Here is a 14122-nt window from a genome sequence, read left to right as displayed (position 1 = left end):
AGCAAGGAGCCGCACCATGCACCACCTCGGAGTCGTCCACCGGACCGTCGACCGCGCCGACCCGGCCGCGGTCGAGGCCCTGTCGCGGTTCGGGGTCGCGACCGTGCACGAGGCGATGGGCCGCCTCGGTCTGCTGCGCCCCTACATACGGCCGGTGTACGAGGGCGCGAGGCTGTGCGGGACCGCGGTCACCGTGCTGCTCCAGCCCGGCGACAACTGGATGCTGCACGTCGCCGCCGAGCAGGTGCGCGAGGGCGACGTGGTGGTCGCCGGCTGCACCACGGAGAGCGAGGACGGCTTCTTCGGCGAGCTGCTCGCCACCTCGCTGCGCGCCCGGGGCGCCCGGGGCCTGGTGATCGACGGCGGCTGCCGTGACGTGGACGAGCTGCGCGGGATGGACTTCCCCGTCTTCTCCCGGGCGGTGAACGCCAAGGGCACGGTCAAGGCCACCCTGGGTTCGGTGAACGTGCCCGTCGTCGTCGCCAACGCCCTGGTCAACCCCGGCGACGTGATCGTCGCCGACGCCGACGGCGTGGTGGTCGTCCCCGCCGCCCGCGCCGCCGAGGTCGCCGAGGCGTCCGCGCGGCGCGAGGCGGCGGAGGAGGGCAAGCGGCAGCGGTTCCGGGCCGGTGAGCTGGGGCTCGACATGTACGGCATGCGCGGCCCGCTGGCCGAGCTGGGCCTCACCTACGTCGACTGAGATCCGAGGAGCACCCACCATGACCGACCGGAACGTCACGGTCACCCCCGGCTGGCTCGACTGGTACCGGGGGCCGAGCACACCGGCCTTCGTCCTGCCGCCGGGCGCGGTCGACGCGCACTGCCACGTCTTCGGACCGGCCGCCGAGTTCCCCTTCGCCCCCGAGCGGAAGTACACGCCGGTCGACGCCTCCAAGCACGACCTGTTCGCGCTGCGCGACCACCTCGGCGTCGACCGCAACGTGATCGTGCAGGCCACCTGCCACGGCGCGGACAACAGCGCCCTGGTGGACGCCCTGCGCGACGCCGGGGGGCGCGCCCGCGGTGTGGCGACGGTCCGCCCGGACGTGACCGACGCGGAGCTGCGGCGGTTGCACGACGCCGGGGTGCGCGGGGTGCGCTTCAACTTCGTCCGCCGCCTGGTGGACGCGGCGCCCCGCGAGGCGCTGGAGACGGTGGCCCGCAGGGTGGCGCCGCTGGGCTGGCACGTCGTCCTGTACTTCGAGGCGGCGGACCTGCCGGACCTGGAGTCGTTCTTCGCCTCCCTGCCGGTGCCGCTGGTGATCGACCACATGGGACGCCCGGACGTCACCGCCGGCCCGGACGGGCCCGGGTTCGCGCGCTTCCTGCGGTTCGTGGAGGCGAACGACGTGTGGGTGAAGGTGTCCTGCCCCGAGCGGCTGACCGTCACGGGACCGCCCGCGCTCGACGGGGAGCGGCACGCCTACCGGGACGTGGTGCCGTTCGCCCGCAAGGTCGTCGAGGAGTTCACCGACCGGGCGCTGTGGGGCACCGACTGGCCGCACCCGAACCTGAAGGACCACATGCCCGACGACGGTCTGCTGGTCGACCACATTCCGCACATCGCGAGCACCGCCGAGCGCCGGCGGGCGCTGCTGGTCGACAACCCCTCGCGTCTGTACTGGCCCGAAGAGGCCCGCTGACGTCACCCCCGGCCCGTGAGACCGGCCCCACCTTCCCAGGAGCGTGCAGTGCAGCACATCCGCACCACCAACGCGGCGAACCGGCTCGACCGGCTGCCGATCACGAAGTTCCACAAGAGGACGATCCTCGCGGTGGCGTTCGCCTACTTCTTCGAGTTCGCGGACATCAACACCTTCGCCATCACGGCACCGGTGGTGCGCGAGCAGTGGGGCGCCGACGTCGAGCACGTCGCGTACGTCACCTCACTGTCGTTCGTGGGCATGTTCGTCGGCGCGGTCGTGGCCGGCGGGCTGGCCGACCGGCTGGGCCGCAGGCGGACCCTGACGCTGACCACGCTGTGGTTCACGGTGTGGTCGTTCGCCTGCGTCTTCGCCTGGGACATCTGGTCCCTCGGGCTGTTCCGCGTGCTGACCTCGGCGGGCCTGTCCGCGATGACCGTGGTCGCCGTCGTCTACATCAGCGAGCTGTTCCCCAGCGCCAAGCGCGGCAAGTTCCAGGCGTACGCCATTGTCGTCGGCATCTGCGGCACGCCCGTCACCAACCTCATCGCCTCCGCCGTCGTGCCGATGTCCGACTGGTCGTGGCGGCTGGTCTACCTGTGGGGCTCGCTGGGCGCGCTCTTCCTGTTCCTCGTGCGCCGGCTCGAGGAGTCCCCGCTGTGGCTGGAGTCGCGCGGCCGGCACGAGGAGGCGGAGGCGACGCTGGCCCGCGTCGAGGCCCACTCGGTGGCCGAGCACGGCCCGCTGCCCGAGCCGCAGCAGCCGAAGCCCAGGGGTCCGGTGGTCAAGCCCGGCCTGGGCCTGCTCAAGGACAAGAAGTTCCTGTACCCGACGATCCTGCTGTCGGTCCTGTGGATCACCCAGACCATCGGCTTCTTCGGGTACTCCAGCTGGGCGCCGACCCTGCTGGCCGCCGAGGGCGTCAGCGTGGAGGACTCGATCTTCTACGTCGCGCTGACGACGGTGGGAGCGCCGCTCGGCTCCTTCCTCGCGGCGATGGTGACCGACCGCTTCGAGCGCAAGTGGTGCCTGGTGGTGTTCGGCCTGGTCATCGCCGCGTCCGGCCTGCTCTACGGGCTGACGTTCACCCCGGTGCTGATCGTCGTCTTCGGCTTCCTGGTCAACCTGTTCGAGCGCGGCTACACCGCCCTGGCGTACGCCTACGCCCCCGAGCTCTACAGCACCGAGGGCCGCTCGCTGGGCACCAGCATCGCCTACGGCCTGGGGCGTCTGTCGAACGCGGTGGGGCCGCTGATGATCGCCGGTGTGTACAACGGCGTCGGCTACCAGGCCGTCTTCATGGTCATCGCGGGCACCTGGACGCTCGGCGCGCTGGTCCTGGCGGTGTTCGGACCGGCGACCCGGCGGCGCCGGCTGGCGGCGGAGGCGGCCGCACAGGCCCGGCCGCGGTCCGTCACCACCTCCTGAGCACCCGTGTACGACGGTGGGCCGGATGACGTTTCCGGCCCGCCCGTCGTCGTACGGCGTCCCCGGACCCCGGCGTTCGCCCGCGCGGTGGCGTTTCGCCCGCGCGGTGGCGTACGGAGCGCTCACCGGAACAGGTGGGCAGTGGATCAGCGCCTCCCCATCTCCGGGTAACGTCGAGGTATGAGTCATCCACACCCCGAACTGAAAGCCGCCCCACCCCTTCCCGAAGGAGGGCTGCGGGTCACACCCCTGGGCGGCCTGGGTGAGATCGGCCGCAACATGACCGTCTTCGAGCACCGGGGCAAGCTGCTCATCGTCGACTGCGGCGTGCTGTTCCCCGAGGAGACCCAGCCCGGCGTGGACGTGATCCTGCCGGACTTCACCTCCATCCGGGACCGGCTGGACGACGTCGTGGCGGTGGTACTCACCCACGGACACGAGGATCACATCGGCGGTGTGCCGTACCTGCTGCGCGAGCGGTCCGACATTCCCGTCGTGGGCTCCAAGCTGACGCTGGCCTTCCTGGAGGCCAAGCTCAAGGAACACGGCATCCGCCCCCGCACGGTGCGGGTGCGGGAGGGCGACCGGCGCGGCTTCGGGCCCTTCGACTGCGAATTCGTGGCGGTCAACCACTCCATCCCCGACAGTCTCGCGGTCGCCCTGCGGACCCGGGCCGGGATGGTGCTGCACACCGGTGACTTCAAGATGGACCAGTTCCCTCTCGACGACCGCATCACCGACCTGCGCGCCTTCGCCCGCCTCGGCGAGGAGGGCGTGGACCTGTTCCTCACCGATTCCACCAACGCCGAGGTCCCCGGCTTCACCACCTCCGAGCGTGAGCTGAACCCGGCGATCGAGCAGGTGATGCGCACCGCTCCGCGCCGGGTCATCGTCTCCAGCTTCGCCAGCCACGTGCACCGCATCCAGCAGGTGCTGGACGCCGCCCACCAGTACGGCCGCAAGGTCGCCTTCGTCGGCCGGTCGATGGTCCGCAACATGGGGATCGCCCGTGACCTCGGCTATCTGAAGGTCCCCTCCGGTCTGGTCGTCAGCACGAAGGAGCTGGAGAAGCTCCCGGACCACAAGGTCACCCTGGTGTGCACCGGCTCGCAGGGCGAACCGATGGCCGCGCTGTCCCGGATGGCCAACCGCGACCACATGATCCGCATCGGCAAGGGCGACACCGTCCTGCTCGCCAGCTCCCTGATCCCCGGCAACGAGAACGCCATCTACCGGGTGATCAACGGACTCACCCGGTGGGGCGCCCACGTGGTCCACAAGGGCAACGCCAAGGTGCACGTCTCGGGGCACGCCAGCGCCGGCGAACTCGTCTACTGCTACAACATCGTCAAACCGCGCAACGTCATGCCCGTGCACGGCGAGTGGCGCCACCTGCGGGCCAACGCCGACCTCGCCATCCGGACGGGCGTCGACCCCGAGCGGGTCGTCATCGCCGAGGACGGTGTCGTCGTCGACCTCGTCGACGGAAAGGCGTCCATCACCGGGAAGGTCCCCGCCGGCAACGTCTACGTGGACGGCATGGAGGTCGGCGGCGCCACCGAGGCGTCCCTGAAGGACCGCCTCACCCTCGCCGCCGAGGGTGTCGTCACGGTGGTGGCGATCGTCGACGCGGACACCGGCGCCCTCACCGAGCCGCCCGACTTCCTGGCCCGTGGCTTCGTCCACGACGACGCCACGTTCGAGCCGGTCGTCCCTCTCATCGAGAAGACCCTGGCCACCGCGGCCGAGGAGGGCGTCGGGGACGCGCACCAGCTGGAACAGCTGGTCGCCCGCGCCGTGGCGAACTGGGCGTTCCGCACCCACCGCCGTCGGCCGCTCGTCATCCCGGTCATCATCGACGCCTGAGCGACGGCCCGGCCGCACGTCGCCGGTCACCGGCTCACCCGTACGACGTTCCGTGCCCGCCGACACCGGCGGGCACGCTCGTCTCATTCGGCCGTCGGGTGTCCCGCTTCGGCGGCGCGCCGGTACTCGGCGTTGAGGCGCTGGGCCTCCTCCAGCTGGTCCTCGAGGATGACGATCCGGCAGGCGGCCTCGATGGGGGTGCCCCGGTCGACGAGTTCCCTGGCGCGGGCGGCGATGCGCAGCTGGTAGCGGGAGTAGCGGCGGTGGCCGCCCGGGGAGCGGAGCGGTGTGATGAGACGGGCCTCGCCGAGGGCGCGGAGGAAGCCCTGGGTGGTACCGAGCATCTCGGCGGCCCGGCCCATGGTGTAGGCGGGGTAGTCCTCGTCGTCAAGACGGCCGAACGTGTCGTCTGCTGTCATTGCACCTCTCTGCGTAACTCGTGGCGGGGCCCTGGTGCCGTCCGGCACCAGGGCCCCGCAGGAACTACTACACCATCCGCCGGCTCCGATGCCGCACCGGCCCTGCCGATGCCGGCCCGCTTCACGCGCTGTGGGCCCCGCCGGCGTACCGGTGGGGCCCACAGCGCCGAAGACGGCGTGGTGTCTCAGCAGGCGGCGAGCGGGACGCGTCCGCGGTCGCCGAGGATGTCGCGCAGGCGGACGCGGTCCGGGCGGGCGCCGCTGTCGCGGACGGCGGTGAGGTCGGTCCGGGTCACCAGGCCGACGCGCTGGTCGTCCTCGTCGCAGACGGCCAGCCGGCCGGTGCGCGCGGCGGCCATGACGGCCAGCGCCACCTCGACGCTCATGTCGTCACAGACCCGCGGTCCGGCCGCGTCCATGACGTCGACGGCCTTCCCGGGCGCGGTGTCGGCGTCCGCCGAGCGGTGCTTCATCCGGATCACGGTCAAAGGTGCCTCCTGCGGAGATGGGCCGGGTGGACTGATGGCGAAGGACCTAGGCCGCCGCGTCGAGGACGGGCCTGCGCACTGACGTGCGCGGGGCCGCCGAGGAGGGGCGGCGTCGGCCGCGGGGCGAGGCCCCGCGCCTGGGGCGTTCGGCCGCCGGTGCCGTGATGACGACCGGGACACCGGACGGGGCCTGCGCCCCGGTGATCCGGCTCAGGGCCTCGTCGCCCGGGCGGACCCGAGTGGTCTGCGGCTGGATGCCGGCGTCCGCCATGAGGCGGACCATGCCGCGGCGCTGGCTCGGCGTGACGAGCGTGACGACGCTGCCGGACTCCCCGGCTCGGGCGGTGCGGCCGCCGCGGTGCAGGTAGTCCTTGTGGTCGGTCGGCGGGTCGACGTTCACGACGAGGTCGAGGTTGTCGACGTGGATGCCGCGCGCCGCGACGTTGGTCGCCACCAGCACGGTGACGTGCCCCGTCTTGAACTGCGCGAGCGTGCGGGTGCGCTGCGGCTGCGACTTGCCGCCGTGCAGGGCGGCGGCCCGTACTCCGCTGTCGAGCAGGTCCTGGGTCAGCCGGTCCACGGCGTGCTTAGTGTCCAGGAACATGATCACGCGGCCGTCACGGGCCGCGATCTCGGTCGTGGCGGCGTGCTTGTCGGCGCCGTGGACGTGCAGGACGTGGTGCTCCATCGTCGTGACCGCGCCGGCCGACGGGTCCACCGAGTGCACGACGGGGTCGGTCAGATAGCGGCGGACCAGCAGGTCGACGTTGCGGTCCAGGGTGGCGGAGAACAGCATCCGCTGCCCGTCCGGGCGCACCTGGTCGATCAGCGCGGTGACCTGCGGCATGAAGCCCATGTCGGCCATCTGGTCGGCCTCGTCCAGCACGGTGGTGTCCACGTCGTCCAGCGTGCAGTCGCCGCGGTCGATGAGGTCCTTGAGCCGTCCGGGCGTCGCGACGACGATCTCGGCGCCGCCGCGCAGCGCGCCGGCCTGCCGTCCGATCGACATCCCGCCCACCACCGTGGCCAGCCGCAGCCTGACGGAGCGGGCGTACGGCGTGAGCGCGTCGGTCACCTGCTGCGCCAGCTCACGCGTCGGCACGAGGATCAGCCCGAGCGGCCGGCGGGGTTCGGCACGCCGGCCGGCGGTGCGGGCGAGCAGGGCGAGACCGAAGGCGAGGGTCTTGCCGGAGCCGGTGCGCCCGCGGCCCAGTACGTCACGGCCCGCCAAGGCGTTGGGCAGTGTCGCGCCCTGGATCGGGAACGGCACGGTCAACCCCTGGTGGCCGAGTTCGACCAGCAGCCGCTCGGGCATGGCGAGATCGGCGAACGTCTTCACGGGGGGCAGGGCGGGGGTGATCGTCCGGGGCGGTGCGAACTCGCCTCGCACGGCGGCAGGCCGACGGCCACGGCCGTTGCCACGTGCGCGGTCGCTGTTACGTGTGCGGTCACTGCTACGTGTGGGGTTCATGCGGAACCTTCCTCGACATGGCGCATATCAAGGAATTTTCCGGGGCAGCGAGCAGCACGGAGAATTACGAGTATGGACCGATGGGAAAAACAGATGCGGGCCGACCAAGAAATCGGAGATGCAGCTGGGGCCCGCACCCCGAAGGATGCGGGCCCCAGCTGCGGTCTGTGTGCGGGCGTCAGGCCGGGACGATGTTCTCGGCCGTCGGGCCCTTCTGGCCCTGCGCGATGTCGAAGGTCACCTTCTGGCCTTCGAGCAGCTCACGGAAGCCCTGCGCGGCGATGTTCGAGTAGTGGGCGAAGACGTCGGCGCCGCCACCGTCCTGCTCGATGAAGCCGAAGCCCTTTTCCGCGTTGAACCACTTCACGGTTCCAGCAGCCATGTTCATATCTCCTTCGGGGCAGTGCGTCGGCATCCGCACCGTGCGGACGCCGTGTCGCCGCGATGATTACCCCGCCCGGAAATGACCGGAAAAGCAGGCGCTCCCCGCCGGCGGAACCGGGTGGGGGCACCCGAAGTTTTCGGGAACCACAACTGCAACTGAGACAGACAGTAGCACGCGGAAATTGACCTGCCCTAATGACGAGATTTCGCTCCGCCCATTGCGTCACAATCTCTCATGTCACAGTCCGTGCAATTCTCACTTCGCCGGCACAGACTTTTTGTTCATTGTGAAGAGGTGCGGAACTCGAGTTCGGGACGGTCCCACGGTACGGCGGGCGGGTTCGCGGGCACGGTCCCGGTCCGCACCGCGCCGACGCGCTGGTAGAAACCCTCTGCGGGGATGTGCGACACGACCACGACGCGGTCGAGCCCGGCGGCCCGGGCCTCGGACCGCATGTGCGCGACGAGCTGTCTCCCGATCCCCCGTCCTTGCGCGTCGTCGGCGACGAACAGCAGGTCGAGCTCCGGCGGGGCGAGAACGAGCGAGTAGAACCCGAGGACCCGGCCTTCGTCGCCGTCGGCGTCGACGGCGACGAAGACACGGTGGGCCTCGATGTAGTCGGGACCGACCCGGTAGCCCGCGACCGCGGTGGCGTATCTGCCCTCGTAGGCACCGGAGCCGCGCACGATCCGCGTCAGCCGCTTGGCGTCCCTCGCGACGGCCCTCCGGATCGTGATCGTCCGGCCGGTCGGGGCAGTGCGGGAACTCATCGGGAGATCCACACGCCCGCGCCGCCGCACATCAGTCCTCGCCCACGAGGTCGAGGCCGTCACGGGACGCCTGCGGGGTGATCCCGGGAACGGGCCACTCGCGGTCCAGCGGCCGGGACACGTCCTGCCACCAGGGACGTACGGGAAGGTCACCGGCAGGCTCGAAAGGCTGACCCGGGACGGGGAAGGCGACGGCCTGCCCGACCGCGCCGGCCGCTGCCCGCATCCACTCCGCGGGCTCCGCCCACGGGTGCGGGGCCAGGTTGAAGGTGCCCCAGTGGATCGGGAGCAGGACACCGCCCGGCTCGCCTCCCTGGAGGTCGAGGTGCGCGCGCACGCCCTCCTCGGGCGTCATGTGGATGTCCGGCCAGAAGTCCGAGTAGGCGCCGACCTGGATCATCGTCGCGTCGAACGGGCCGTGGGCGGCGCCGATGTCCCGGAAGCCGTCGAAGTAGCCGGTGTCACCGCTGTGGTGGATCCGGTGCCGCTCGCCGGCGACGACCCAGGAGGCCCACAGGGTGTGCTGGGTGTTGCGCAGGCCCCGGCCGCAGAAGTGACGGGCCGGGGTGGCGGTCAGTGTGAGCCCCCCGATCCGCGTCGACTCCTGCCAGTCCAGCTCGCGCAGCCGGTCCGCGGACACGCCCCAGCGCTCCAGGTGCGCGCCCACGCCGAGCGGCACCGCGAAGACGGTGTCCGTGCCGGCCAGCTCCTTGATCGTGGGCAGGTCCAGGTGGTCGTAGTGGTCGTGGGAGATCACCACGACGTCGACCGGTCCGAGCGCGGCCAGGGGCAGCGGCACGGGATGCAGCCGCTTCGGTCCGGCGAAGGGGAAGGGGGAACAGCGCTCACCCCACACCGGGTCGAACAGCACCCGCTGCCCGTCGATCTCCGCGAGCACACCGGAGTGGCCCGCCCACGTCAGGCGCAGCCCCGTGGCGGGCGGGCGGGAGATGTCCGCGAGGGTCGTGGGATGCACCGGGATCGCGCCCTGCGGGGCGCGCCGGGAGCGGGCGTCCTTGTCCAGGTAGAGCTTCGCCAGGTCCCGGTTCGACCCCGTGGGGCGGATCCGGGCCGGACCGCCCGGGTTCCGGAAGACGCCGTTCTCGAAGTGCGGGGACCTGCGGATGCGCGCCATGCGCTCGCCACTCGGGTCCGCGCCGAAGGCCAACGGCCGCAGGGCCCTTGAACCCGGCCCGAGGTTCGAAGAAGCGGCCACGGTACCTCCACGTGAAATCGATCGGAGATTCCATTATGGGCGGCGCCCGCGACACCCGGGCCGGGTTGTGGAAGAGCCCACGGGGCCGGGCCGGGTCCAGGAGGTTCCGCAGGGGCCCGGACCGGGCCTCGTCATGGGCGTCCGGCGCTCAGGCGACCGCCGCGATCCGTTCCCTGATGTCGTCCGGGGAGAGCGTGCCCTTGGGAATCACGTGGTCGCCCGAGGACTCGCCGCGCAGCCGGCGGCCGATCCACGGCACCAGGTACTCGCGGGCCCAGTGGACGTCGTCCCTGCGGATCTCCAGGGTGCCGCGCGGCGGCAGCGCCGGCCAGGCCTGCTCCGGGTCGGCGGGGACCGTCAGGCCGAGGGCCAGGCCCGCGCGGAGCGCGACCCGTGTGTGCCCCTCGGGTGACAGGTGCAGCCGGTCGGCGTCCCAGGCCCTGCGGTCCTGCACGCTGCGCAGGGACCACAGGTCGAGCACCGGGCAGCCGTAGCGGTCGGCGACGGCCCGCACATGCCCGTTGTACGTGGCGATCTTGCCGCGCAGATGCTTGAGCAGGGGGACGCCACGGGTGTCGAACCCGGTGGTCACCAGGACCGTGCCGGCCGTCGCGGCGAGCCGGGCGACGGCCCGCTCGAAGCGCTCGGCCACCTCGTCCGGGTCGGTGCCCGGGCGCAGGATGTCGTTGCCGCCCGCACAGAACGAGACCAGGTCGGGGGCGAGTTCGACCGCCCGGGGAAGCTGGTCGGCCACGATCTGGTCCAGCAGCCTGCCGCGCACGGCGAGGTTGGCGTAACGGAAGTCGCCTTCGGGCCTGCGGTCGGCGAGCAGGACGGCCAGCCGGTCGGCCCAGCCGACGTACGACCCGTCGGGGCCGGGGTCGCCGACGCCCTCGGTGAAGCTGTCCCCCACCGCCACGTACGACCCGATCACTCTTGCCTTGTCACTCTTCGAATCGTCTGCCACAGCCGGACATGATTCACCTTCCGATGTGACCTACGCGACCGTAGGGGAGGGTTGACGTGCGGTGAGATAAGCCACTCTCAAATGTTGGCCAAGCCCGGAATACGCCGAAGGCCGGCCCCGTGGATCGGGGTCGGCCTTCGGCGCGCGTGTCAGGAAGGGTGCCGCGAGGGGTCAGAGAGCGACGCCCTTGGAGCGGAGGTAGGAGATCGGGTCCACGTCCGAACCGTAGTTCGGGGTGGTACGGATCTCGAAGTGCAGGTGCGGGCCGGTCACGTTGCCGGTCGCACCGGAGAGACCGACCTGCTGGCCGGCGCTCACGGTCTGGCCCGCCGAGACGGACAGGGAGGAGAGGTGGGCGTACTGGGCGTAGTGGCCGTCGCTCAGCTGGATGACGACCTGGTTGCCGTACGCGCCGCCCCAGCCGGCGGAGACGACGGTGCCGGCGCCGACGGCCTTCAGGGGGGTGCCGGTCGGGACGGTGAAGTCCACACCGGTGTGGTAACCGCTGGACCACATGCCGCCGGCCACCTTGTAGGCGGTGCCGATGCCGCCACCGGACACCGGGGAGGTGAAGCCGGAGGTGGTCTGGGTGGAGGCCCCGGAGGAGGACTCCTCGGACGACTTCTGGGCCGGCTTCTCGGCGGGCTTCTCCGCCTTGGGCGCGGCGGGCTTCTCGGCCTTGGGCGCGGCGGGCTTCTCGGCCTTGGGCGCGGCGGGCTTCGACTCCTGCGGCGAAGTCGACTGCTTGGGGGCGCTCTTGGCGGCCTCGCCCTGGAGGGACAGCTTCAGACCCGGATGGATGAGCGACGGGTCCTCGCCGACGGCCTCGCGGTTGTCCGCGTAGAGCTTCTTCCAGCCACCGTCGACGTGCTCCGCCTCGGCGATCTTGGCGAGGTAGTCGCCGGCCTTCACGGTGTACGTGCGGGCCTCGTCGCCCTTGTCGCCCGTGGCCTGGTGGCTGGAGACGGAAAGGGACTGAACGGCCTTCTGGGGGGCCGACTGCGGGGTCGCGGCGTGCGCGCCGGTGGCGCCCAGAAGCGGCAGGGCGAGCGCGGCGCCACCGGTTCCGGCGACGGCGATGGAGCGGGTGAAACGCTGAGCCTTGGTACGGCGGTGCTTACCCTTCGCGGGCATGTCGAATTCCTCTCCGGCGCCTACGAGGTGAGCTGTCGGGTGCGGACTGGAGATGTCCGGCCGCGTCGCTGCGCGGCTTTACCCCAAGCCTGTTTCCGGGGTCCGGAACAGGCGGTTGTACCTGTGGGTCCCCCGCTCCTGCCGTGCGTCGGGTCAGTGTGTGCGGGCTCCGGGCGGCGGCAGGATTAGGCGTCCGTCCGGATCGGTTGGGAACGTAAGCGACCTCGACGCGGCGAAACAAGCGCGTGTTCCCGCGAACCGGCTTTTTCCGTGATCGAAAGGGGGAAACGGCGTCACCCTGCGTGGACCGTTGAAGTGGCGCGGGAACGAATTCCCCTGCCATGAAGGGGGATTACGTGAGCATGGCGACAGCGCACGGTCACCGATATGACGATGCTCACGCACCCCATCCTCAATTCCCGTCCTATGGGGGCACTTTGACCTCAAGCGAACCAAACGGACACAACGCCTTTATCACCCCAAGTACGACGTCACACCTGGAGCATTCACGACATCTGGATCTTCCCGTCAGCGACCGCCCAAGAGGTTCACGCAATCAAACAGAATCACTCATGAACGGACAGCGCACACACGCCCCGCTCGCCCCGCGTCTGCCCTGTGGACAACTCATTGCCCCTGGCAGGCATGTCGTATCGTCGAGTGGTGCCCGTCGACGAGCCGCGGCGACGGCGCCGAGTGGGAGGAGCCGTCCGTGACGCAGGAGATCCCGTCGACCGAGCCCCAGCTGACCGGGGTGCGCAACTTCCGCGACGTGGGAGGACTGCCGACCGTGGACGGCCGGCGCGTGCGGCACGGCGTGCTGTTCCGCAGCGGCCACCTCGCCCACGCCACCGCGGAGGACGCCGCCTTCCTCGCCTCGCTCGGCCTGCACACGGTGTTCGACTTCCGTAACGCGGCCGACCAGAAGCTGGAGGGGCCGGACGTCGAGCTGCCGGGCGTGCGCAACGTGAACCTGCCGCTCAGCGACCCGGCCGACGGCGCGGAGTTCTGGAAGATGGTGCGCGACGGCGACATCGACCAGCTGCGCGCGATCCTCTCCGACGGCCAGGGCGCCGACCGGATGATCAACTCCTACCGCACCACCATCAAGGCACGCACCGGCGAACACTCCCAGGTGCTGAGCGCGCTCGCCGAGGACAGCGTGCCCGCGCTGATGCACTGCGCGGCCGGCAAGGACCGCGCGGGACTCTCGGTGGCGGTGACGCTCCTCGCCGTGGGCGTGGAGCGGGACGCGATCGTCGAGGACTACCTGAAGTCCAACGCCAAGCACCGCCGGTACAGGGTGCGCCGCAGCGGCAGCTCCCCCGACACCTACTCCCCCGAGGTCATGGAGCTGCTCAGCCCGCTCTTCGACGCGCGCGAGGAGTACCTGGCGGCCGCCTTCGAGACGATCGAGGAGACCTGGGGCGGGGTGGACACGTACCTGGAGCAGGGGCTCGGCCTCACGTCCGCCCACAGGGAGCGGCTGCGCGAGCGCCTGCTCGACTGACGTCCGTCTGCCTCTACCGCGGCGCGCTCACTTCTTCGGGGCCATCTCGAAGAGGAAGTAGATGAAGGCCGCGAAGAGATGCCCGACCACGACGTAGACGAACAGCCTCACCCACAGGGCCCGCGGGAGCTTCTCCTCCATGTCTTTGCCGGTCACGGTGTCTCTCCATGGGTCGGGCCCAGGCACAGGGCGGCCGTGGGACTCTGCAGCAGGGTGTGGACGAACAGCAGCTCGACCCCGTCGGGGTCCTGGGCGGCGATGCGGTGCGGGGTCAGCGAGTCGAAGTGCGCGCTGTCGCCCGGGCCCAGCCGGTGCAGGGTGTCACCGAGGCGCAGCCGCAGCCGCCCCTTGAGGACGTACAACCACTCCTCACCGGGGTGGACGCGCACGATGTCGCCCTGGGAGCCGTGCGGCACATGGACCCGCAGGGCCTGCATGCCGCGCCCGGCGGCACCGGCCTGCCAGTACGTCCAGCCGCCGGCCGCCGTGGGTTCCATGTCCGTGGCGCGCACCACGGCGTCCCGGTCGGCGGCCGACTCCCCGAGCAGCTCGGAGACGGTCGTGCCGTAGATCCGGGCCAGGGAGAGCAGCATGGGCAGCGAGGGCTGGCGCTGCCCGGTCTCCAGCCGGGAGAGGTGGGCGGGCGACAGACCCGCCTGCCGGGCGGCGGCCTCCAGCGTCAGGGAGGACCGCCGGCGCAGGGCGCGCAGCTGCGGAGCGACCGCGGGGAGCGCTTCGGCAGGCTCGTCCCGCGGCTCGGTCTCGGAGGAGCTCATGCCTCCATTGAGCACCCAGCCTTGCCCCTGAGGCAATTTTCTTGCCTCT

14 protein-coding genes, 1 pseudogene and 1 riboswitch are annotated in these 14122 nt (G+C 71.2%); of the genes and pseudogenes, 5 read left to right on the top strand and 10 right to left on the bottom strand.

Going from position 1 to position 14122, the window contains the following annotated elements:
- Positions 1–16: 16 nt before the first annotated feature.
- The 4 genes from ligK to F3L20_RS15115 all read left to right on the top strand — a co-directional run bounded on the left by ligK (position 17) and on the right by F3L20_RS15115 (position 4937).
- Positions 17–700: a 4-carboxy-4-hydroxy-2-oxoadipate aldolase/oxaloacetate decarboxylase gene (ligK, locus tag F3L20_RS15130; RefSeq protein WP_150154835.1), complete on the top strand. Its 684-nt coding sequence runs from the start codon at positions 17–19 to the stop codon at positions 698–700.
- A gap of 19 nt (positions 701–719) precedes the next feature.
- On the top strand, positions 720–1643 hold the full coding sequence (locus F3L20_RS15125; RefSeq protein ID WP_150154834.1) for an amidohydrolase family protein: 924 nt from the start codon (positions 720–722) through the stop codon (positions 1641–1643).
- Between the two features lie 48 nt (positions 1644–1691).
- Positions 1692–3071 carry an MFS transporter gene (locus tag F3L20_RS15120; protein ID WP_150154833.1) on the top strand — a complete coding sequence of 460 codons (1380 nt, stop codon included), beginning with the start codon at positions 1692–1694 and terminating at the stop codon, positions 3069–3071.
- Positions 3072–3251: 180 nt separating this feature from the next.
- Entirely contained in the window at positions 3252–4937 is a 1686-nt protein-coding gene (locus tag F3L20_RS15115) for a ribonuclease J (RefSeq protein ID WP_150154832.1), read from the top strand.
- A gap of 83 nt (positions 4938–5020) precedes the next feature.
- Here F3L20_RS15115 and F3L20_RS15110 read toward each other — a convergent pair whose 3' ends face one another.
- The 8 genes and pseudogenes from F3L20_RS15110 to F3L20_RS15075 form a co-directional block, all read right to left on the bottom strand.
- Positions 5021–5356, bottom strand: a complete 336-nt coding sequence (locus tag F3L20_RS15110; RefSeq protein ID WP_024883740.1) for a MerR family transcriptional regulator — start codon at positions 5354–5356, stop codon at positions 5021–5023.
- Between the two features lie 209 nt (positions 5357–5565).
- A pseudogene (locus tag F3L20_RS15105) lies at positions 5566–5829 on the bottom strand (CBS domain-containing protein); the annotation flags it as partial.
- Positions 5830–5890: 61 nt separating this feature from the next.
- On the bottom strand, positions 5891–7315 hold the full coding sequence (locus F3L20_RS15100) for a DEAD/DEAH box helicase (RefSeq protein WP_150154830.1): 1425 nt from the start codon (positions 7313–7315) through the stop codon (positions 5891–5893).
- Positions 7316–7493: 178 nt separating this feature from the next.
- Positions 7494–7697: a cold-shock protein gene (locus F3L20_RS15095; protein ID WP_023586116.1), complete on the bottom strand. Its 204-nt coding sequence runs from the start codon at positions 7695–7697 to the stop codon at positions 7494–7496.
- A 284-nt stretch (positions 7698–7981) separates the two neighbouring features.
- Positions 7982–8470 (bottom strand): GNAT family N-acetyltransferase, encoded by a 489-nt coding sequence (locus tag F3L20_RS15090; protein ID WP_150154829.1) that lies wholly within the window; start codon positions 8468–8470, stop codon positions 7982–7984.
- A gap of 31 nt (positions 8471–8501) precedes the next feature.
- A complete protein-coding gene (locus F3L20_RS15085; protein WP_240810912.1) occupies positions 8502–9686 on the bottom strand; it encodes an MBL fold metallo-hydrolase in 1185 nt (394 codons plus the stop codon).
- Between the two features lie 148 nt (positions 9687–9834).
- The gene (locus F3L20_RS15080; RefSeq protein WP_150154828.1) at positions 9835–10620 is read right to left on the bottom strand and encodes an SGNH/GDSL hydrolase family protein; all 786 of its coding nucleotides are present in this window, start codon (positions 10618–10620) and stop codon (positions 9835–9837) included.
- A gap of 204 nt (positions 10621–10824) precedes the next feature.
- Complete coding sequence (locus F3L20_RS15075; RefSeq protein WP_150154827.1) at positions 10825–11787, bottom strand: LysM peptidoglycan-binding domain-containing M23 family metallopeptidase; 963 nt, start codon at positions 11785–11787, stop codon at positions 10825–10827.
- A 4-nt stretch (positions 11788–11791) separates the two neighbouring features.
- A riboswitch (cyclic di-AMP (ydaO/yuaA leader) is annotated at positions 11792–11949 on the bottom strand.
- A gap of 550 nt (positions 11950–12499) precedes the next feature.
- Here F3L20_RS15075 and F3L20_RS15070 point away from each other — a divergent pair.
- Positions 12500–13297 carry a tyrosine-protein phosphatase gene (locus F3L20_RS15070; protein WP_150154826.1) on the top strand — a complete coding sequence of 266 codons (798 nt, stop codon included), beginning with the start codon at positions 12500–12502 and terminating at the stop codon, positions 13295–13297.
- A 27-nt stretch (positions 13298–13324) separates the two neighbouring features.
- Here F3L20_RS15070 and F3L20_RS15065 read toward each other — a convergent pair whose 3' ends face one another.
- Both F3L20_RS15065 and F3L20_RS15060 read right to left on the bottom strand, forming a co-directional pair.
- On the bottom strand, positions 13325–13453 hold the full coding sequence (locus F3L20_RS15065; RefSeq protein ID WP_073935004.1) for a DUF6126 family protein: 129 nt from the start codon (positions 13451–13453) through the stop codon (positions 13325–13327).
- Entirely contained in the window at positions 13450–14073 is a 624-nt protein-coding gene (locus F3L20_RS15060; RefSeq protein ID WP_150154825.1) for a helix-turn-helix domain-containing protein, read from the bottom strand. Before F3L20_RS15060 ends, F3L20_RS15065 begins: the two co-directional genes overlap by 4 nt.
- Positions 14074–14122: the final 49 nt, after the last annotated feature.

Origin of the sequence: Streptomyces tendae, from assembly GCF_008632955.1 — a bacterium.
In the GTDB taxonomy this organism is placed as follows: Bacteria; Actinomycetota; Actinomycetes; order Streptomycetales; family Streptomycetaceae; genus Streptomyces.
Note: the sequence above shows the minus strand (reverse complement) of the source record. Positions and strands in the feature narration are given on the sequence as shown.

What these genes read in the sequence shown, in the direction of transcription:
- ligK (WP_150154835.1), top strand. Translation starts at nt 17, where the DNA reads ATGCACCACCTCGGAGTCGTCCACCGGACCGTCGACCGCGCCGACCCG.
- F3L20_RS15125 (WP_150154834.1), top strand. Translation starts at nt 720, where the DNA reads ATGACCGACCGGAACGTCACGGTCACCCCCGGCTGGCTCGACTGGTAC.
- F3L20_RS15115 (WP_150154832.1), top strand. Translation starts at nt 3,252, where the DNA reads ATGAGTCATCCACACCCCGAACTGAAAGCCGCCCCACCCCTTCCCGAA.
- F3L20_RS15110 (WP_024883740.1), bottom strand. Translation starts at nt 5,356, where the DNA reads ATGACAGCAGACGACACGTTCGGCCGTCTTGACGACGAGGACTACCCC.
- F3L20_RS15100 (WP_150154830.1), bottom strand. Translation starts at nt 7,315, where the DNA reads ATGAACCCCACACGTAGCAGTGACCGCACACGTAACAGCGACCGCGCA.
- F3L20_RS15095 (WP_023586116.1), bottom strand. Translation starts at nt 7,697, where the DNA reads ATGGCTGCTGGAACCGTGAAGTGGTTCAACGCGGAAAAGGGCTTCGGC.
- F3L20_RS15090 (WP_150154829.1), bottom strand. Translation starts at nt 8,470, where the DNA reads ATGAGTTCCCGCACTGCCCCGACCGGCCGGACGATCACGATCCGGAGG.
- F3L20_RS15075 (WP_150154827.1), bottom strand. Translation starts at nt 11,787, where the DNA reads ATGCCCGCGAAGGGTAAGCACCGCCGTACCAAGGCTCAGCGTTTCACC.
- F3L20_RS15060 (WP_150154825.1), bottom strand. Translation starts at nt 14,073, where the DNA reads ATGAGCTCCTCCGAGACCGAGCCGCGGGACGAGCCTGCCGAAGCGCTC.